The organism is Enterobacter cloacae complex sp. HYC074_NIDB, from assembly GCF_056673345.1.
Genome location: NZ_CP114214.1, coordinates 4,644,823 through 4,665,090, shown reverse-complemented (window position 1 = coordinate 4,665,090; position 20,268 = coordinate 4,644,823). Strand labels below are relative to the sequence as shown.

Annotated in this window: 16 protein-coding genes and 1 riboswitch; of the genes, 11 read left to right on the top strand and 5 right to left on the bottom strand. The window is 55.5% G+C overall.

Annotated features, from left to right (window positions below; all coding sequences use genetic code 11):
* The first annotated feature begins 37 nt into the window (after positions 1-37).
* From O1724_RS22605 to O1724_RS22595, 3 genes are read left to right on the top strand one after another with little or no spacing between them, the layout of a single operon-like run.
* Positions 38-2,335: a formate C-acetyltransferase gene (locus O1724_RS22605; RefSeq protein WP_048245113.1), complete on the top strand. Its 2,298-nt coding sequence runs from the start codon at positions 38-40 to the stop codon at positions 2,333-2,335.
* Positions 2,301-3,176, top strand: coding sequence for a [formate-C-acetyltransferase]-activating enzyme (locus O1724_RS22600; RefSeq protein WP_045343484.1), 876 nt, complete (start codon positions 2,301-2,303; stop codon positions 3,174-3,176). Before O1724_RS22605 ends, O1724_RS22600 begins: the two co-directional genes overlap by 35 nt.
* A 2-nt stretch (positions 3,177-3,178) precedes the next feature.
* The gene (locus O1724_RS22595; RefSeq protein ID WP_045343485.1) at positions 3,179-3,535 is read left to right on the top strand and encodes a PTS fructose-like transporter subunit IIB; all 357 of its coding nucleotides are present in this window, start codon (positions 3,179-3,181) and stop codon (positions 3,533-3,535) included.
* On the opposite strand, the gene O1724_RS22590 is transcribed toward O1724_RS22595, so the two are convergent.
* From O1724_RS22590 to argE, 3 genes are all read right to left on the bottom strand, one after another.
* Complete coding sequence (locus O1724_RS22590) at positions 3,522-4,370, bottom strand: helix-turn-helix transcriptional regulator (protein WP_045343486.1); 849 nt, start codon at positions 4,368-4,370, stop codon at positions 3,522-3,524. The two genes, O1724_RS22595 and O1724_RS22590, sit on opposite strands and share 14 nt — an antisense overlap.
* A gap of 102 nt (positions 4,371-4,472) precedes the next feature.
* Positions 4,473-7,124, bottom strand: a complete 2,652-nt coding sequence (gene ppc / locus O1724_RS22585) for a phosphoenolpyruvate carboxylase (RefSeq protein WP_017383108.1) — start codon at positions 7,122-7,124, stop codon at positions 4,473-4,475.
* A gap of 271 nt (positions 7,125-7,395) precedes the next feature.
* Entirely contained in the window at positions 7,396-8,547 is a 1,152-nt protein-coding gene (gene argE / locus O1724_RS22580; protein WP_126297428.1) for an acetylornithine deacetylase, read from the bottom strand.
* Positions 8,548-8,635: 88 nt separating this feature from the next.
* On the opposite strand from argE, the gene argC reads away from it, so the two are divergent.
* The 4 genes from argC (at position 8,636) to oxyR (ending at position 13,125) form a co-directional block, all read left to right on the top strand.
* Positions 8,636-9,640 (top strand): N-acetyl-gamma-glutamyl-phosphate reductase, encoded by a 1,005-nt coding sequence (argC, locus tag O1724_RS22575; protein WP_023315030.1) that lies wholly within the window; start codon positions 8,636-8,638, stop codon positions 9,638-9,640.
* A 6-nt stretch (positions 9,641-9,646) separates the two neighbouring features.
* Positions 9,647-10,423 (top strand): acetylglutamate kinase, encoded by a 777-nt coding sequence (gene argB, locus O1724_RS22570; protein WP_086527949.1) that lies wholly within the window; start codon positions 9,647-9,649, stop codon positions 10,421-10,423.
* A gap of 105 nt (positions 10,424-10,528) precedes the next feature.
* Positions 10,529-11,902, top strand: a complete 1,374-nt coding sequence (gene argH / locus O1724_RS22565) for an argininosuccinate lyase (protein WP_003862053.1) — start codon at positions 10,529-10,531, stop codon at positions 11,900-11,902.
* A gap of 305 nt (positions 11,903-12,207) precedes the next feature.
* Positions 12,208-13,125: a DNA-binding transcriptional regulator OxyR gene (oxyR, locus tag O1724_RS22560; protein WP_003862055.1), complete on the top strand. Its 918-nt coding sequence runs from the start codon at positions 12,208-12,210 to the stop codon at positions 13,123-13,125.
* Here oxyR and sthA read toward each other — a convergent pair.
* On the bottom strand, positions 13,108-14,508 hold the full coding sequence (sthA, locus tag O1724_RS22555) for a Si-specific NAD(P)(+) transhydrogenase (RefSeq protein WP_003862057.1): 1,401 nt from the start codon (positions 14,506-14,508) through the stop codon (positions 13,108-13,110). The two genes, oxyR and sthA, sit on opposite strands and share 18 nt — an antisense overlap.
* A 196-nt stretch (positions 14,509-14,704) precedes the next feature.
* Here sthA and fabR point away from each other — a divergent pair, with 196 nt between their 5' ends.
* Positions 14,705-15,343 carry an HTH-type transcriptional repressor FabR gene (gene fabR / locus O1724_RS22550; protein ID WP_003862059.1) on the top strand — a complete coding sequence of 213 codons (639 nt, stop codon included), beginning with the start codon at positions 14,705-14,707 and terminating at the stop codon, positions 15,341-15,343.
* Between the two features lie 9 nt (positions 15,344-15,352).
* A complete protein-coding gene (locus tag O1724_RS22545) occupies positions 15,353-15,712 on the top strand; it encodes a YijD family membrane protein (protein ID WP_003862061.1) in 360 nt (119 codons plus the stop codon).
* A gap of 90 nt (positions 15,713-15,802) precedes the next feature.
* Here the strand turns inward: O1724_RS22545 and trmA are convergent, their stop codons facing one another.
* Entirely contained in the window at positions 15,803-16,903 is a 1,101-nt protein-coding gene (trmA, locus tag O1724_RS22540; RefSeq protein ID WP_003862063.1) for a tRNA (uridine(54)-C5)-methyltransferase TrmA, read from the bottom strand.
* A gap of 104 nt (positions 16,904-17,007) precedes the next feature.
* Positions 17,008-17,183: riboswitch (cobalamin riboswitch) on the top strand.
* A 66-nt stretch (positions 17,184-17,249) separates the two neighbouring features.
* Between trmA and btuB the strand changes: the two genes are divergently transcribed.
* Entirely contained in the window at positions 17,250-19,100 is a 1,851-nt protein-coding gene (gene btuB, locus O1724_RS22535) for a TonB-dependent vitamin B12 receptor BtuB (protein WP_048210862.1), read from the top strand.
* Positions 19,045-19,896, top strand: a complete 852-nt coding sequence (gene murI / locus O1724_RS22530) for a glutamate racemase (protein WP_126297426.1) — start codon at positions 19,045-19,047, stop codon at positions 19,894-19,896. The genes btuB and murI overlap by 56 nt, the downstream gene beginning before the upstream one ends.
* Positions 19,897-20,268: the final 372 nt, after the last annotated feature.

Below are 20,268 nucleotides of genomic sequence, written 5' to 3'. Positions count from 1 at the left end.
TCGGGGCGGGTTCGTTTTCCGTTACAGGAGTTCCCTCATGACGAATCGTATCCAGCGTTTGAAAGACGCACTTTTTGCCAGTCCACGTGAAATCTCGCTTGAGCGTGCTTTGCTCTATACCGCCAGCCATCAACAGACGGAGGGCGAGCCGGTTATCCTCAGGCGAGCAAAAGCCACGGCGTACATTCTTGACCATGTGAATATCGCGATTCGTGATGAGGAACTGATTGCCGGAAACCGCACCGTTAAACCGCGCGCGGGCATTATGTCCCCTGAGATGGATCCGTACTGGCTACTTAAGGAGCTGGACCAGTTTTCCACACGTCCGCAGGACCGCTTCGAGATCGGCGAAGCGGATAAGCAGATCTACCGCGACGTGCTGTATCCCTATTGGGAAAAACGGTCGATGAAAGATTTCATCAACAGCCAGATGACGGATGAGGTGAAAGCCGCTGTAGGGACGCAAATTTTCAGCGTCAACCAGACGGACAAAGGGCAGGGGCATATCATTATTGATTATCCGCGCCTGCTGAATAACGGGCTGGGTGCGCTGGTGGAGCAAATGCGAGAATATTGTGCCCGCGATGCTCAGAACACGTTCTATGCCGCCGCGCTGATTCTGCTTGAAGCCTCCCAGCGCCATATTCTGCGCTATGCTGCGCTGGCTGAAACGCTTGCAACCGTCTGTGATGACGCTTCACGGCGTGAAGAGCTACGAAAGATTGCCGAAATCTCGCGGCACAACGCGGAGCATAAGCCGCAAACGTTCTGGCAGGCGTGTCAGCTGTTCTGGTATATGAACGTCATTTTGCAATACGAATCTAACGCCAGCTCGCTTTCTATTGGGCGCTTCGACCAGTATATGCTGCCGTTTTATCAGGCCTCGTTAACGCAGGGAGACGACCCGGCATTTCTGAAAGAGCTGCTGGAATCGCTGTGGGTGAAGTGTAACGACGTGGTGCTCTTGCGCTCGACCAGCAGCGCCCGTTATTTTGCCGGCTTCCCGACCGGGTATACCGCGTTATTGGGCGGACTGACGGAAAGCGGGCGTAACGCGGTGAATGTGCTTTCCTTCCTGTGCCTGGATGCTTACCAAAGCGTTCAGCTTCCTCAACCGAACCTTGGCGTACGGGTTAATGAACTTATCGACCGACCTTTCCTGCTTAAAACGGCAGAGACGATCCGCCTGGGCACTGGTATTCCGCAGATTTTCAATGATGAAGTGGTGGTACCCGCTTTCCTGAATCGGGGTGTGTCGCTGGAGGATGCGCGCGACTACGCGGTGGTAGGCTGTGTAGAACTGTCAATTCCGGGTAAAACCTACGGTCTGCACGATATCGCGATGTTTAACCTGCTGAAAGTAATGGAAATCGCGATGCTGGAGAACGAAGGCAATTCAACGCTGAGTTATGAAGGCTTGCTGGACCATATTCGGGCCAAAATTAACCACTACATTGCGCTGATGGTTGAGGGGAGCAACATTTGCGATATCGGCCATCGAGACTGGGCACCGGTACCGTTGCTCTCTTCATTTATCAGCGATTGCCTTGAATCAGGGAAAGATATTACCGACGGCGGGGCGCGATATAACTTTTCTGGCGTTCAGGGGATCGGGATAGCCAACCTGAGTGATTCACTGCACGCCCTGAAAGGGTTGGTCTTTGAACAGCATCGCTTAAGTTTTGATGAGCTCTTAGCCGTGTTAAAAGCGAACTTTGCCACCCCTGAGGGAGAAAAGGTGCGTGCAAGGTTGATCAATCGCTTCGAAAAATACGGCAATGATATCGATGATGTCGACAATATCAGCGCTGAACTGTTGCGCCATTACTGTAAAGAGGTCGAAAAATACCGGAACCCGCGCGGCGGACAGTTCACGCCAGGCTCTTATACCGTATCGGCACACGTGCCGCTGGGGGCAGTGGTGGGAGCTACACCGGATGGCCGCTTTGCCGGAGAGCAACTGGCTGACGGTGGGCTCTCGCCGATGCTTGGGCAAGATATGCAGGGCCCAACGGCGGTACTTAAATCGGTAAGCAAGCTGGATAACTATCTGTTATCTAACGGTACGCTGTTAAACGTTAAATTTACCCCTGCGACGCTGGAAGGCGATGCCGGGCTGCAAAAGCTGGCGGATTTCCTTCGTGCTTTCACCCAGCTTAAGTTGCAGCATATCCAGTTCAACGTGGTGAACGCGGAAACATTGCGTGAAGCGCAACAGCGTCCACAGGATTTTGCCGGGCTGGTGGTGCGCGTTGCTGGCTACAGCGCCTTCTTTGTTGAGTTATCGAAGGAGATCCAGGATGACATTATCCGCCGCACAGCGCATCAGCTGTGACGTGGTTGAAACGCACGCCGAGGTGGCGCGTATTTTCAATATCCAGCGCTACTCATTGAATGACGGTCGCGGCATCCGTACGGTGGTCTTTTTTAAAGGTTGTCCTCACCGTTGTCCGTGGTGTGCGAATCCGGAGTCAATTTCACCGAAAATCGAAACGGTGCGCAGAGAAAGCAAATGTCTTCACTGTGCACCCTGTTTGCGGGACGTCGATGAGTGCCCCTCCGGCGCATTTGAGCCTATTGGGCGGGATGTTACGCTGGAGGAGCTGGTAAGCGAGGTAATGAAAGACGATGTTTTCTTTCGTTCCTCGGGAGGTGGGGTGACGCTCTCGGGTGGCGAAGTGTTGCTGCATGCGCCTTTCGCGACAAAATTTCTACAGGGTTTACGCCGTTTCGGCGTGCATACGGCCATCGAAACGGCAGGCGATGCCCCTTTGTCCCGATTAATGCCGCTGGCTCGCCAGTGTGATGAAGTGTTGTTTGATTTAAAGATCATGGACGCGGATCTGGCCCAATCGATTGTGGCAATGAATCTTCCCAGAGTGCTGGATAATTTCCGCCAGCTGGTGGCTGACGGGATAAACGTGATTCCTCGTGTGCCGCTTATTCCTGGCTATACGCTTAACGAAACGAACATGGCGCGCGTGCTGGCTTTCCTGCTACCTTCAGGAATACGGCAACTGCATTTATTGCCCTTTCATCAGTATGGGGAGCCAAAATACCGTCTGCTGGGACAGGAGTGGGGAATGCGGCAAGCGACCCCTCCGACAGAAGATGAGGTGTCAGCGATGCGTCAACTGGCAGAGCGCGAAGGTTTCAATGTTACCGTGGGAGGCTGAACATGACAGTGATAACGGGACGTCATCTGGTGGCGGTGACCGCGTGTGTCAGTGGCGTCGCACATACCTATATGGCTGCCGAACGTCTGGAAAAGCTCTGCCAGCAGGAGAAGTGGAGCGTTAACATTGAGACGCAGGGAGCGCTGGGTGTTGAGTGCGAGCTTACGGAAGACGACATACGGCGAGCCGATGTCGTATTGCTCATTACCGATATCGAACTGGCGGGCAGCGAACGTTTCGAGCATGCGCGCTACGTGAAGTGCGGTATTAGCGCCTTTTTACGCGACCCACAAAAGGTGATGGGGGCGGTGCGTAAAATGTTAGCCGCTCCGCAGCATACTCAGGTCATTCTGGACTAATGACCTTCCCGGTGAGCTGGCTGTGATACTGGCGACGGTATTCTGACGGCGAACGCTCGGTGTTTTTACGAAACAACCGGCAGAAATAGTTGCTGTCGACAAATCCGCAGGCATGCGCCACCTCTTTCACTTTCAAATCATATCCTTTCAGTAACTGGCGCGCGTGTTCCAGTCGGGTGTGCGTCAGGTACTCATTGAAACCCACTGCGCCCGTTTTCTGGAACAGATGCGACAGGTAGTTTGGGGAGATATAAAACGCCTGCGCGACGGATTCCCGGGTAAGGGGAGTGGCGTAGTGTTCGTCAATATAGACCCGAATTGCTTCAAACAAAGCCTGGCTGCGGGAGGCGGTTTGGATCTGACTACCCAGCAGGTCGACGCAGTGGCTAAGCAGGCTGGCAATAATCAGCCGCGCGGTTTGTTGCTCATGCGGTTGCATCTGCATTTCATGAAGCGTCTGTAAGAGTAGCGATCCAATACGGGGACCGCGGCGGGCAACGTGCTGCTTTGTCAGGTTTCGAACGTCTATACCATTCCAGTGCAAAAGGCTAAACCCAAGCTGCTGTTTGCCAAACAGGATGCTCAGCGTTGTTGCGGGTGCTTGCCATTGTGGATTATTCCAGCCGCCAGCCGGGACGTATAAAACATCACCCTGCTGTAAAACGCAGCCAGCCTGGTCTTTCATCGAACCTTCGATCGCGATCTCCAGACGTGGAAAATCGACCTGCAAGGCAAGTTCGGGGGCGGAGGTAGCGGAGTTTGCAAAATGCACCTGACGCAGCGGCGTTGTGCCGTTGATCAGGTTAGTCAGGATCTGGGTAATGTCGTGGTGCATGGTGTGGATACCAGGGTATTGCCCGGCGGCGCTGGTGCTTGCCGGGCCTACGAAAAGCCTATTTTAGGGCGGGTAAGCGTAAGCGCCACCTGGCAAAACCGATCAACCGGTGTTACGCATACCTGCCGCAACGCCCGCAATCGTTACCATCAGCGCCTGTTCAACGCGTGGATCCGGCTCTTTACCTTCCTCTTCCGCCAGACGCGAACGGTGCAGCAGTTCAGCCTGTAAAACGTTCAGCGGGTCGGTGTAGATGTTACGCAGCTGGATAGACTCGGCGATCCACGGCAGGTCTTCCATCAGGTGGGAGTCATTGGCGATATCCAGCACCACTTTGATGTCGCCTTCCAGCAGTTCGCGCAGCTCTTTGCCCAGCGCCCACAGCTCCGGCTTCACCAGGCGCTGATCGTAGTATTCCGCCAGCCACAGGTCGGCCTTCGAGAAGACCATCTCCAGCATTCCCAGACGGGTAGAGAAGAATGGCCAGTCGCGGCACATGGTTTCCAGTTCGCTCTGCTTACCGTCTTCCACCACTTTTTGCAACGCCGCACCGGCACCCAGCCAGGCTGGCAGCATTAAGCGGTTTTGCGTCCAGGCGAAGATCCACGGAATCGCGCGCAGGGATTCAACGCCACCGGTCGGGCGACGCTTGGCCGGGCGCGAACCCAGCGGCAGTTTACCCAGCTCCTGTTCAGGCGTGGCCGAGCGGAAGTAAGGGACAAAGTCTTTGTTTTCACGCACGTAGCCGCGGTACAGATCGCAGGAGATGTCAGACAGTTCGTCCATAATCCGGCACCAGGATTCTTTTGGCTCCGGCGGCGGCAGCAGGTTGGCTTCGAGGATCGCGCTGGTATAAAGCGACAGGCTGCTGATGGTCACTTCCGGCAGGCCGTACTTGAAGCGGATCATCTCGCCCTGCTCGGTCACGCGCAGGCCGCCTTTCAGGCTTCCTGGTGGTTGAGAGAGCAGCGCCGCGTGTGCAGGCGCACCGCCACGACCAATTGAGCCACCGCGTCCGTGGAACAGGGTCAGCTCGATACCGGCTTTCTCACAGGTTTTGATCAGTGCATCCTGCGCCTGATACTGCGCCCAGGAGGCTGCCATCACCCCCGCATCTTTCGCGGAGTCGGAATAGCCGATCATCACCATCTGTTTGCCCTGAATAAAGCCGCGATACCAGTCGATGTTCAGCAGCTGGGTCATCACGTCGTTAGCGTTGTTCAGGTCGTCGAGAGTCTCAAACAGCGGTGCTACCGGCAGAGCATAGTCAATGCCCGCTTCTTTCAGTAGAAGGTGAACGCCCAGCACGTCGGACGGGGTCTTCGCCATGGAGATCACGTAGGCGGCCACCGATCCTTTCGGCGCATCTACAATCGCTTTACAGGTGTTGAGCACTTCGCGGGTGTCATTGCTTGGCTCCCAGTTGCGCGGCAGCAGCGGGCGCTTGGAGTTCAGCTCGCGGATCAGGAACGCCTGTTTGTCGGCTTCTGACCAGCTTTCGTAGTCGCCAATGCCGAGGTAGCGGGTCAGCTCGCCCAGCGCTTCGGTATGACGGGTACTTTCCTGACGAACGTCGATACGCACCAGCGGCACGCCGAAACACTTCACGCGGCGCAGGGTGTCGAGCAGTTCGCCGTTGGCAATGATGCCCATCCCACAAGCCTGGAGCGATTTATAGCAGGCGTATAGAGGCTCCCAGAGCTGTTCGTTCTGGCTCAGCAGACCTTCCGGCTTCGGCAGGCGCTGGCCTTTCAGGCGCGCTTCCAGCCAGGCCTGAGTGGCCATCAGCTGACCGCGCAGCTTTTTCATCAGGAAGCGGTACGGCTCGCTGGCGCCTTCTTCACCGGCCAGCGCGCGCAGTTCCGGCGTCGCTTCCACCATCGACAGCTCGGAGATCAGCACCTGAATATCTTTCAGGAACAGGTCGGTTGCTTTCCAGCGGCTCAGCAGCAGGACGTGACGGGTGATTTCCGCCGTCACGTTCGGGTTGCCGTCGCGGTCGCCGCCCATCCAGGAGGTGAAGCGAACCGGCACAAAGTCGACCGGCAGGCGATAGCCCAGATTTTCTTCCAGCTGTTCGTTCAGCTCGCGCAGGTAGTTGGGTACCCCTTCCCACAGGCTGTTTTCCACCACCGCAAAGCCCCACTTGGCTTCGTCGACCGGGCTTGGGCGATGCTTACGAATTTCATCGGTGTGCCAGGACTGGGCAATCAGCTGGCGCAGGCGGCGCATAAGCTGGTTACGTTCGTAGTCGGCGATGTCTTTGTTATCCAACTGCTTCAGACAGTTGTTCACTTCCACCATTTTGTGGATCAGCGTACGACGGGTGATTTCGGTTGGGTGTGCGGTCAGCACCAGCTCCAGCGAAAGGGATTCCACCGCTTTTTTGATGGTCGCTTCGTTGAGGTCGGGCTGGTCTTTGAGTTTACGAAGGGTGCGGGCAATGACTTCCGGGTTGCTGGCCGCTTCGCCTTTTGGCGAAATGCTGTGGTATTGCTCAGCGGTGTTTGCCAGGTTCAGGAACTGGCTGAAGGCGCGGGCAACGGGCAGCAGCTCATCGTTGGAGAGGTTCTGCAAGGTGGTAAGCAGCTCCTGACGGTTGGCCTCATTACCGGCGCGGGAAGATTTGGACAGCTTGCGGATGGTTTCAACGCGGTCGAGGATGTTCTCCCCCAGTGCGTCTTTGATGGTATCTCCAAGCACTTTGCCGAGCATACTGACATTACTACGCAACGCGGAATATTGTTCGTTCATAAAAACCCAGTCACCCCATCATTTTTGTTTATGCCCAGGCGAAAATCTTCTGGACATTATTTTGTCATCTCCCTTTATAAAGCCACGTAAAACCCCCGTCGTCAATTGCTGCGAAAACGGTTCAGCAGACGAATAAATGCGGACAATTTACGAAATTTAATTCGCATTGCGTCAGATAAGAGATGCTTATGGAAATGTGACGGTGATCATGCGATTTGTTGCCCTCACCCTAACCCTCTCCCACAGGGAGAGGGGACTTTTCGGTGCGGTTTTAATGCCAGCAGAAGTGATGCACAACCTGGGTAATGAGTTCGCGGGTGGGCTTGATGAAGCGGGTTTCGAGATATTCGTCCGGCTGGTGTGCCTGGTTGATGGAGCCAGGGCCCAGAACCAGCGTCGGGCACAGCGTCTGAATAAACGGCGCTTCGGTGCAGTAGTTCACCACGTCGGTTTTCTCGCCAAGCAGTTTTTCCACCACCTGAACCAGCTGGTGGTCAGGCGGGCATTCGTAGCCTGGAATCGGCGGATGCAGTTCGGAGACCGTCAGACGGCCCGGCCAGCGCTCGCTGACCGGTGCCAGCGCTTCGTTCAGTAAGCCATCCAGATCGCTTAGCGTCATGCCCGGCAGAGGACGGATATCCATATGCAGTTCGCAGCAGGCGCAGATACGGTTGGACGCATCACCGCCGTGCAGGCTGCCGAGGTTAAGCGTTGGGTAAGGCACGGTGAACGCCTCGTAGTGATAGCGCTCTTTCAGATCGTCGCGCAGGGTCATGATGCGGCCAATCGCGTCATGCATCAGCTCAATGGCGTTCACGCCGCGCGCCGGATCGCTGGAGTGGCCAGACTGGCCCAGTACGCGCACCGCGGTAGAAATATGGCCTTTGTGCGCCCGAATCGGTTGCAGAGAGGTTGGTTCGCCGATGATCGCGCAGTCAGGACGAATCGATGTGTTTTCAGAGAAATAACGTGCGCCCGCCATGCTGGTCTCTTCATCGGCGGTCGCCAGAATGTAGAGTGGTTTTTTCAGCTTCGTCACGACCACGTCACGCAGCGCGTCGAGGATAAAGGCGAAGAAGCCTTTCATGTCGGCGGTGCCCAGACCATAAAGCTTGTTGTCATGCTCGGTCAGCGTGAACGGATCGCGCGTCCAGCGGCCATCATCAAACGGCACGGTGTCAGTGTGCCCAGCCAGCAGCAGGCCGCCCGCGCCATGTCCGGTACTGGCGAGCAGGTTAAATTTGTGGCGTGTTCCGGGGACGGGCTGAACCTCAACGTTAAACCCAAGATCGCTAAACCAACCCGCCAGCAGATTGATTAAAGACTCATTGCTCTGATCCAGGGCTTCTTCCGTCGCGCTGATGGAGGGTGTGGCGATCAGGGCGCGGTAAATCTCGATAAATGGCGGTAAGTTCATTTTCATTGTTGACACACCTTAGGTCGTGATAGTATCAATATTCATGCAATAAATGTGAATAAAAATACATTAACGTTGAGCATAAAGGAACCCGATGTTGAATACGCTGATTGTAGGCGCTAGCGGTTATGCGGGCGCAGAGCTTGTAAGCTACGTAAATCGCCACCCTCATATGACCATAACCGCTTTGACCGTGTCAGCGCAAAGCAATGATGCCGGAAAGTTAATTTCCGATTTGCATCCACAGCTTAAGGGCGTGGTTGATTTGCCTTTGCAGCCCATGTCTGACATCAGCGAGTTTACCGACGGCGTTGACGTGGTGTTTTTAGCCACCGCACACGAGGTCAGTCACGACCTGGCGCCGCAGTTCCTGGCAGCCGGATGCGTGGTGTTCGATCTCTCCGGCGCGTTCCGCGTTAACGACGGCGCGTTCTACGAAAAATATTACGGTTTCACCCACCAGCATCCGGAACTGCTTGAAAAAGCGGTGTACGGCCTGGCGGAGTGGAGCGCAGATAAACTGAAAGAAGCGAACCTGATTGCCGTTCCGGGATGCTACCCGACGGCGGCGCAGCTTTCCCTGAAGCCGCTGATCGACGCCGGGTTGCTGGATCTGAACCAGTGGCCGGTGATCAACGCCACCAGCGGCGTGAGCGGCGCCGGGCGCAAAGCGGCAATCTCCAACAGCTTCTGCGAAGTGAGCCTTCAGCCGTATGGCGTGTTTAACCACCGTCATCATCCTGAAATCACGACGCATCTGGGCGCGGACGTCATTTTCACCCCGCATCTGGGCAGCTTCCCGCGCGGGATCCTCGAAACCATTACCTGCCGCCTGAAGCCGGGTGTGACCAAAGAACAGGTGAACGAGGTCTTCACGCAGGCGTATGCGGACAAACCGCTGGTGCGCCTGTACGACAAAGGCGTGCCGGCGCTGAAAAATGTGGTCGGCCTGCCGTTCTGCGATATCGGCTTTGCCGTGCAGGGTGAGCATCTCATCGTGGTGGCAGCAGAAGATAACCTACTCAAAGGCGCTGCCGCACAGGCAATGCAGTGTGCAAATATTCGTTTCGGCTTCCCTGAAACGCAGGCTCTTATTTAAGGTGTGATGATGAATCCATTAATTATCAAACTCGGTGGTGTACTGCTGGACAGCGAAGAAGCGCTGGAGCGCCTGTTTAACGCACTGGTGAACTATCGTGAATCACACCAACGTCCGCTGGTGATTGTGCACGGCGGCGGCTGTGTGGTGGATGAGCTGATGAAAGGGCTCAACCTGCCGGTGAAAAAGAAAAATGGCCTGCGCGTGACGCCTGCCGACCAGATTGACATCATTACCGGCGCGCTGGCGGGCACGGCGAACAAAACGCTGCTGGCCTGGGCGAAGAAGCACCATATCGCCTCCGTTGGCCTCTGTCTGGGCGATGGCGATAGCGTGAAAGTGACCCAGCTCGACGAAGAGCTTGGCCATGTTGGACTGGCGCAGCCGGGTTCGCCTAAGCTGATTAACACCCTGCTGGAAGGCGGTTTCCTGCCGGTGGTGAGCTCAATCGGCGTGACCGAAGAGGGCGAGCTGATGAACGTTAACGCTGACCAGGCGGCAACCGCGCTGGCGGCCACGCTGGGCGCAGACCTGATCCTGCTCTCCGACGTGAGCGGCATACTGGACGGCAAAGGCCAGCGTATTGCGGAAATGACCGCCGCAAAAGCCGAGCAGCTGATCGATCAAGGCATTATCACCGACGGCATGATTGTTAAAGTGAATGCGGCGCTGGATGCGGCCCGCACGTTGGGTCGCCCGGTGGATATCGCCTCCTGGCGGCACGCGGAGCAACTCCCGGCGCTGTTTAACGGTACGCCGATTGGTACGCGTATTCTGGCTTAAGTTTCTGTGCCGGATGGCGCTTTGCTTATCCGGCCTACGTGAATTTTGTAGGCCCGGTAAGCGCAGCGCCACCGGGCAAAAATATCATCATTAAGGAAATTCGTTATGGCACTTTGGGGTGGGCGTTTTACACAGGCAGCGGATCAGCGGTTCAAACAGTTCAACGACTCTTTGCGCTTCGACTACCGCCTGGCCGAACAGGATATTGTCGGCTCTGTGGCCTGGTCCAAAGCGCTGGTGACCGTTGGCGTGCTGACCGCAGACGAACAGCAGCAGCTGGAAGAGGCGCTGAACAATCTGCTGGAAGAGGTGCGTCTGGATCCGCAGCAAATCCTCCAGAGCGATGCTGAAGATATTCACAGCTGGGTGGAAGGCAAACTGATCGACAAAGTCGGCCAGTTGGGTAAAAAGCTCCATACCGGGCGTAGCCGTAATGACCAGGTGGCGACCGACCTGAAGCTGTGGTGCAAAGAGACCGTCGGCGAACTGCTGGCGGCGAATCGTCAGTTGCAGGGCGCGCTGGTGGACACCGCGCAGAACAATCAGGACGCGGTGATGCCGGGTTATACCCACCTGCAACGCGCGCAGCCGGTGACGTTCGCGCACTGGTGTCTGGCCTATGTTGAGATGCTGGCGCGTGATGAGAGCCGTTTACAGGATACCTTAAAGCGTCTGGACGTGAGCCCGCTGGGCAGCGGCGCGCTTGCCGGTACGGCTTATGAAATTGACCGTGAGCAGCTGGCAGGCTGGCTGGGCTTTGCCTCCGCCACCCGCAATAGTCTGGACAGCGTCTCTGACCGTGACCACGTGCTGGAACTGCTCTCAAATGCGTCTATCGGGATGGTGCACCTGTCGCGCTTTGCCGAAGACCTGATCTTCTTTAACTCTGGCGAAGCCGGGTTTGTGGAGCTGTCCGACCGTGTGACGTCCGGCTCCTCCCTGATGCCGCAGAAGAAAAACCCGGACGCGCTGGAGCTGATCCGCGGGAAATGTGGCCGCGTGCAGGGTGCGCTGACCGGTATGATGATGACCCTGAAAGGGCTGCCGCTGGCGTACAACAAAGACATGCAGGAAGACAAAGAGGGGCTGTTCGACGCGCTCGACACCTGGCTGGACTGTCTGCATATGGGCGCGCTGGTGCTGGACGGCATTCAGGTGAAACGTCCGCGCTGCCAGGAAGCGGCGCAGCAGGGGTATGCTAACTCTACCGAGCTGGCGGACTACCTGGTGGCGAAAGGCGTACCGTTCCGCGAGGCGCACCATATTGTGGGTGAAGCGGTAGTGGAAGCGATTCGTCAGGGTAAAGCCCTTGAAGAGCTGGCGCTTGCCGACCTGCAAAAATTCAGCGCGGTTATCGGGGATGATGTCTACCCGATTCTGGCCCTGCAATCCTGCCTGGATAAGCGTGCAGCGAAAGGCGGCGTGTCACCGAAGCAGGTAGCGCAGGCGATTGCGGATGCGAAAAACCGGTTGGTTTAAACCGTGCGGGCTGGTGCCCTCACCCCGGCCCTCTCCCACTGGGAGAGGGAGAAAAACGGAGCCTGGCTTAGTGCTGGGCTTTTTTTTACGCAAAAAAAAGCGGACCACGGGGTCCGCAAAAGTTCACGTTGGCTTTAGTTTTTCGAGTTTTGAGAGAAACTCGCTGACGGTGCGGGGACGTCAAGGGTCAAACACGTGCCGCCTCGTCTATGTGATGTATTATTCAACAGAATGCTTGATAGGGATAATCGTTCGTTGCTATGCTATCTATCGCCATGAACTATCGTGGCGACGGAGGATGAATAATGAATATTCGTGATCTTGAATACCTGGTAGCGTTAGCTGAGCATCGCCATTTTCGCCGCGCGGCAGACTCCTGCCATGTCAGCCAGCCAACGCTGAGCGGTCAGATCCGCAAGCTGGAAGATGAGCTGGGCGTGATGCTGCTGGAGCGCACCAGTCGTAAAGTACTGTTCACGCAGGCAGGTCTGCTGCTGGTGGATCAGGCGCGCACCGTACTGCGCGAGGTCAAAGTGCTCAAGGAAATGGCAAGCCAGCAGGGGGAAGCGATGTCCGGCCCGCTGCATATTGGCCTGATCCCAACCGTTGGCCCGTACCTGTTGCCGCAAATCATTCCGATGCTGCACCAGACGTTCCCGAAACTCGAAATGTACCTGCATGAAGCGCAAACCCATCAGCTGCTGGCGCAGTTAGACAGCGGTAAGCTCGACTGTGCGATTCTGGCGCTCGTTAAAGAGAGTGAAGCGTTTATTGAAGTACCGCTGTTCGATGAGCCGATGATGCTGGCGATCTATGAAGATCACCCGTGGGCGAACCGCGATCGCGTACCGATGGCCGATCTGGCCGGTGAAAAACTGCTGATGCTGGAAGACGGCCACTGTCTGCGCGATCAGGCGATGGGCTTCTGCTTCGAAGCGGGTGCCGATGAAGATACCCATTTCCGCGCAACCAGCCTGGAAACGCTGCGTAATATGGTGGCGGCGGGAAGCGGTATTACGCTGTTGCCGGCGCTGGCGGTGCCGCACGAGCGTAAACGTGATGGCGTGGTCTATCTGCCGTGTATTAAGCCGGAGCCGCGTCGCACCATTGGTCTGGTTTATCGTCCGGGGTCACCGCTGCGCAGCCGCTATGAGCAGCTGGCAGAGGCCATCCGCGGTGCGATGGATGGCCATTTTGACAGCGCGTTAAAACAGGCGGTTTAAGCCGTTCAGCGCAGCGACCCGATAAGCTTCCGCCATGGTCGGGTAGTTAAAGGTGGTGTTAACGAAGTACTCAATGGTGTTGCCACCACCTTTTTGCTCCATGATCGCCTGGCCGATATGAATGATTTCCGCCGCGCGTTCACCGAAGCAGTGAATACCGAGGATCTCTTTCGTCTCGCGATGGAACAGGATCTTCAGTGTACCTACGCTCATTCCCACGATTTGCGCCCGCGCCAGATGTTTAAACTGGGCACGACCCACCTCGTAAGGCACCTTCATGGCCGTCAGCTGCTGCTCGGTTTTGCCGACAGAGCTGATTTCCGGAATGGTGTAGATGCCCGTCGGGATATCTTCAATCAGATGCGCCGTCGCTTCACCTTTCACCAGCGCCTGTGCGGCGATGCGGCCCTGATCGTAAGCGGCGGAGGCCAGGCTTGGGTAACCAATCACGTCGCCGACCGCGTAAACGTGCGGCAGCGCAGTCTGGTACATGCTGTTGACCTTGAGCTGACCGCGGCTGTCGGTTTCAAGCCCGATATTCTCCAGCTGCAATGAATCCGTATTGCCGGTACGGCCGTTGGCATACAGCAGGCAGTCGGCTTTCAGCTTCTTACCGGATTTCAGGTGCATGATCACACCGTCGTCGCAGCCTTCGATTTTCTCGTACTCTTCGTTGTGGCGAATCACCACGCCGCTGTTCCAGAAGTGGTAGGAGAGGGAATCTGACATCTCCTGATCGAGGAACGCCAGCAGGCGGTCGCGGGTGTTGATCAGATCAACTTTGACCTCCATTCCCCTGAAAATCGACGCATATTCGCAGCCAATCACGCCCGCGCCGTAGATGATCACATGGCGTGGCTCATGGTGCAGGCTGAGGATGGAGTCGCTGTCGTAAATGCGCGGGTGCGAGAAATCCACGTCAGCCGGATGGTAAGGACGGGAGCCGCAGGCGATCACAAATTTTTCAGCGGTGAGCGTCTCAACCGAACCGTCGTGGCACTCCAGCGCCAGGGTGTGTTCATCCACAAAATGCGCGTTCCCTTGCAGAATTTCACAGTGGTTGCGCTCATAGAAACCCTGACGCATGCGCGTCTGCTGGTTAATGACCGTGTCTGCGTGATTCAGGATATCGGCAAAGGAGGAGCGAAGAAGTCGGGAGTGGTCGCTGTAAAGAGGGTTCTGGTTAAATTCGATAATGCGGCTAACGGCGTGGCGGAGGGCTTTCGAAGGGATGGTGCCCCAGTGGGTGCAACCGCCGCCGACATTATGGTAGCGCTCAATAACCGCTACTCTGGCTCCCTGTTTTACCAGACCCATAGCAGCACCTTCGCCGCCGGGGCCGGAACCAATAACTATTGCGTCGTAATCGTAGGAATGTGGCATGGCAAGGCTTACCTGTTCTTATACATAAAAGCAACAGAATCATAACATCATTGCCAGGGTAACCCAATTATCGTTGTGCTTTTTTCGGGCAGTGGAGCACAAACCGCGCGTAAACAATCATTCACAAAGTCAGGTAAACAGATTAATTTTATTCTCTGGTATAGTGCCAACGGGCCTTTGGAAGGATTCAACTATCGTGATGGGCGTAAGAGCACAACAAAAAGAGAAAACCCGGCGTTCGCTGGTGGAAGCCGCATTCAGTCAACTGAGTGCTGAGCGGAGTTTTGCCAGTTTGAGCCTGCGTGAAGTGGCGCGCGAGGCCGGGATTGCGCCAACGTCCTTCTATCGTCATTTCCGTGATGTGGATGAACTGGGCCTGACCATGGTCGACGAGAGCGGTTTGATGCTGCGCCAGCTTATGCGTCAGGCGCGTCAGCGTATCGCCAAGGGCGGCAGCGTGATCCGCACTTCCGTGTCGACATTTATGGAATTTATCGGCAATAACCCTAACGCGTTTCGCCTGCTGTTGCGTGAGCGTTCCGGAACGTCAGCCGCGTTTCGTGCCGCCGTCGCGCGTGAAATTCAGCATTTCATCGCGGAACTTGCCGACTATCTTGAACTCGAAAACCATATGCCGCGTGCGTTTACTGAAGCACAGGCTGAGGCGATGGTGACGATTGTGTTCAGCGCGGGTGCTGAAGCGCTGGATGTCAGCATTGAACAACGTAAGCAACTCGAAGAGCGACTGGTATTGCAGCTTCGGATGATTTCTAAAGGTGCGTACTACTGGTATCGCCGTGAACAAGAGAAGTTGGCACATCAAAACGATGAGTGAAGGTGAGTAATGAAACAGTCAGGTCAGGATAAAGGAACGCTGTTGCTGGCATTGATCGCTGGCTTATCCATTAATGGTACGTTTGCGGCGGTTTTCAGCTCAATTGTACCGTTCTCGATTTTCCCGATTATCGCGCTGGTGCTGACGGTGTACTGCCTGCATCAACGTTATCTGAACCGCACGATGCCAGTTGGGTTACCGGGACTGGCCGCAGCCTGTTTTATTCTGGGTGTATTGCTTTATAGCACGGTGGTGCGCGCGGAGTATCCGGATATTGGCTCTAACTTCCTGCCTGCGGTACTGTCTGTGGCGCTGGTGTTCTGGATTGGCTCTCGCATGCGTAGCCGCAAGAGCGAGTTGCCGGAGTAGAGAAGGGTTTTGTAGTCGTTGTAGGGCAGGTAAGCGAAGCGCCACCTGCCAAAAAATGCCGGATGGCGCTACGCTTATCCGGCCTAAAGATTATCGTGCAGTAAGCAGTACGCCGCACTCCATATGGTGCGTATACGGGAACTGATCGAACAGCGCCAGACGTTCAACCTTGTGCGTCTGGCTCAATGTTTCCAGATTCTTGCACAGCGTCTCCGGGTTACAGGAGATGTACAAAATACGCGGGTACGCCTGCACCATCTTCTCGGTTTCGCTGTCCAGGCCACTGCGCGGCGGATCGACAAAAATTGTCTCACACTGGTAGCTCTTCAAATCAATCCCTTGCAGGCGGTTAAACTCGCGTACGCCGTTCATCGCCTGGGTAAACTCTTCTGCCGCCATACGAATAATTTGTACGTTATCAATATGGTTAGCGGCGATGTTGTACTGCGCGGCTGCCACCGACGGTTTGGCGATTTCCGTCGCCAGCACGCGTTCGAAGTTACGCGCCAGCGCCAGCGAGAAGTTGCCGTTACCGCAGTAGAGTTCCAGCAGATCGCCCTTAGACCCTTCCGTCGCCTTCAACGCCCACTCCAGCATCTGCACGTTCATGGCGGCATTCGGCTGGGTGAAGCTGTTCTCCACCTGACGGTAAACCATCTCTTTTCCTGCCACCGGCAGACGCTCGTCGATGTAATCCTGGTCCAGCATGATTTTGGTTTTGGTCGCGCGGCCAATCAGGTGCACGTTGATATTCTGCGCGCGCAGCGCATCGCGCAGGGCTTCTGCCTGCTCGCGCCACTCGTCAGTCAGTGCTTTGTGATAGAGCAGAGAAACAATGGCCTGATTGCTTTGGGTGGTCAGGTAGTCAATCTGGAACAGCTTGTTGCGCAGTACCGGATTGTTGCGCACACCGTCGATCATCAGCGTCATCAGCTGGTTGATAAGCTCACTCGCCGCCGGAAAACTGTCTACGCGAATACGGGATTTCGTCTGCTGATCGAAAATGATGTGGTACAGGTCATCGCCATCGTGCCAGATGCGGAACTCAGCGCGCATACGGTAGTGGCTGACCGGAGAACGAAACACCTCGGGAACGGGCGCGTTGAAAGGCGTCATCATACTTTGCAGGCGGACAACTTTTTCTGCCAGCTGTGCGTCGTACTGTTCTGTCGGGAGGTGTTCGGGGGTCATGATGCGTCCTGAGTGATAAAGAATTACGCGGGGATTGTAGGGATTGTGCAGTGGATGTCCAGATTTAATGGCTAATAGCTATCTGGACATCTATACGTGTCTAATTGTAGCATTCTGTTTCCGGTCTCCTTAGAGTGAAAAGGGAATCCAGTGCAAATCTGGAGCTGACGCGCAGCGGTAAAGACTGGCGGGATGAGAGTTGTAGACACTGTGAAAATGGGAAGTCTTCATCCGTATAACGCCACCCAGCCCGAAGACCTGCCGGGATCACGTCGCATTTGGTTTCATCATCGCGTGCTATCGGTGAGGCCTGCGGCATCCTTCTTATATTGTGGATGCTTTAACAATGATTAAAAAAGTATCGCTGTTGACGGTGTTTTCCGTCACGGCATTTTCGGGCTGGGCGCAGGAAAGCGCCGACTCGTTGGTGGTGACAGCAAACCGTTTCGAACAACCAGCAAAAACCGTTCTGGCTCCGACCTCCGTCGTGACGCGTGAGGATATTGAACGCTGGCAGGCAACGAGTGTTGTGGAAATCATGTCACGCCTGCCGGGTGTGGACATCGCACAAAGCGGCGGGATGGGGTCGACCTCTTCAACGTTTATTCGCGGTACGGAATCCCGCCATGTTCTGGTACTGATTGATGGTATCCCTCTGAATAATGCCGGGATCAGCAACGTTCCCGATTTAAGCCAAATTCCGACGTCGCTGATTCAGCGTATTGAGTACATTCGCGGCCCACGTTCGGCGCTGTATGGCTCCGACGCGATTGGCGGTGTGATTAACATCATTACCGGGCGCGACAAGCCGGGTGCGGAAATTTCTGCGGGTGTCGGTTCAAAGGGGTATCAAAACTATAACGGTGCCTTCCAGCAGGTGTTCGATAAAACCAAAATCACCATGGCCGGTGATTATACCTATACCCGTGGTTTTGATATTGCCGCAAAAGATGCCCCGCGCCAGCCAGACCGCGATGGTTTTATGAGTAAATCGCTGTTTGGCTCGGTGGAGCAGCAGTTTACCGACAGCGTCAGCGGATTCGTCCGTGGTTTTGGCTACGATAACCGCTCCGCGTATGACGGTTACGATCACTATGGCGCGACCGGCATTGATGGGCGGCCGGACACGCGTCAGGTTTACAGCCAGAACTGGGACACCGGGTTGCGCTATAACCAGGGTATTTTCCAGTCACAGCTGGTGGCAGGGTATGGCCGTAGCAAAGATCAGAACTATGATCCGAAAAAAGGCCGCTACGCTGACTCCGCAACCATGGATGACGTGAAGCAGTACACCACCCAGTGGCTGAATACGGTTGAAGTGGGGCACGGCAATATCGGCGCGGGTCTGGACTGGCAGAAGCAGAAAACCCAGGCGGGTACGGGCTATCTGGAAAAAGGTTACGAACAACGTAATACCGGCGTGTTCCTTTCGGCGATGCAGCAGTTCAACAGCGTGACGCTGGAAGCGGCGGCGCGTAATGACGATAACTCTAATTTTGGCAATCACGCCACCTGGCAGACCAGCGCCGCATGGGAGTTCATCGAGGGGTATCGCATCATCGGTTCTTACGGTACAGCGTATAAAGCACCGACCATGAGCCAGATCCACAGTAAAGATTACGGTAATCCGGATCTGAAGCCAGAAGAGAGTAAGCAGTGGGAAGGCGGCTTTGAAGGTCTGACGGGGCCGGTAAACTGGCGCGTGACGGGTTATCGTAATGATATTGATAACCTGATTAACAGCGACCCGCGGACCTACCGTTATTACAACGTGGATGAGGCTCGCATCAAAGGGATTGAGGTGACGGCGCAGTTCGATACCGGACCGGTAGGGCACCAAATTTCCTATGACTACGTTGACCCGCGCAATGCGAAAACCAACGAAGTCCTGGCACGTCGCTCAAAGCAGCAGGTTAAGTATCAGCTTGACTGGCAGGTGTGGGATCTCGACTGGAATCTGGCGTACCGTTATCTGGGCACTCGCTATGACGTTGCCGTTGATCCGAATACCTATGCAACAGAACGCGTGAAAATGGGCGGCGTCAGCCTGTGGGACGTCGCGGTTTCATATCCCGTCACCTCTCATCTCACAGTTCGTGGTAAAATAGCCAACCTGTTCGATAAAGATTACGAGACAGTTTATGGCTACCAAACTGCAGGACGGGAATACACCTTGTCTGGCAGCTACACCTTCTGATCCGCGTCCCACCGTGCTGGTGTTTGATTCCGGCGTCGGTGGGCTTTCGGTCTATGATGAGATTCGGCAGCTCCTGCCGGATCTCCATTACATCTACGCCTTCGATAACGTCGCGTTCCCGTATGGGGAAAAGAGTGAAGACTTTATTGTTGAGCGTGTGGTTGAAATCGTCACCGCGGTACAAAAGCGTTATCCCCTGGCGCTGGCGGTCATTGCCTGTAATACGGCAAGCACGGTCTCTCTTCCTGCCCTGCGCGAAAAATTCCCGTTCCCGGTTGTGGGCGTTGTTCCGGCAATCAAACCTGCGGCGCGTCTGACGGCGAACGGCATTGTGGGGTTGCTGGCTACGCGCGGTACGGTAAAACGTCCTTATACGCGTGAGCTTATTGAGCGCTTTGCCAATGAATGCCAGATCGCCATGCTCGGCTCCGCGGAGCTGGTGGAAATGGCGGAAGCGAAACTGCACGGCGAGACGGTATCGCTTGAAGAGCTGCGTCGTATTCTGCGTCCATGGCTGCGGATGCAGGAACCACCGGATACGGTTGTTCTCGGCTGCACCCATTTCCCGCTATTACAGGAAGAGCTGTTAAAGGTTCTGCCTGAAGGGACCCGGCTGGTGGATTCCGGTGCTGCGATTGCGCGTCGGACGGCCTGGTTGCTGGAACACGAGGCGCCGGATGCGAAATCCGCGGATGCGAACATCGCTTTTTGTATGGCGATAACAAAAGAAACCGAACAACTTTTGCCCGTTTTACGTCGTTATGGCTTCGAAACGCTCAAAAAACTGGCGCTGTAGCACGGTTTTGAGCAAAAAAGAGACGGTTGAACGTTTTTTTTCAAAGAGGGGTTGTCAACGTCTGAGAACTCCCTATAATGCGCCTCCACTGACACGGAACAACGGCTTACAAGCCGCCGGGACAGCGGGGTTCAGAGATGAACGCCAACAGAGAAAAGTGAAAATAATTGCTTGACTCTGAATGAGGAAAACGTAATATACGGGACCTCGCAACGATGAGCTGAAAGCCGCGTTGCAACTGCTCTTTAACAATTTATCAGACAATCTGTGTGGGCACTCAAAGTGACATGGATTCTTAACGTCCTCGGACGAAAAATGAATACCAAGTCTCAACGAGTGAACACGTAATTCATTACGAAGTTTAATTCATTG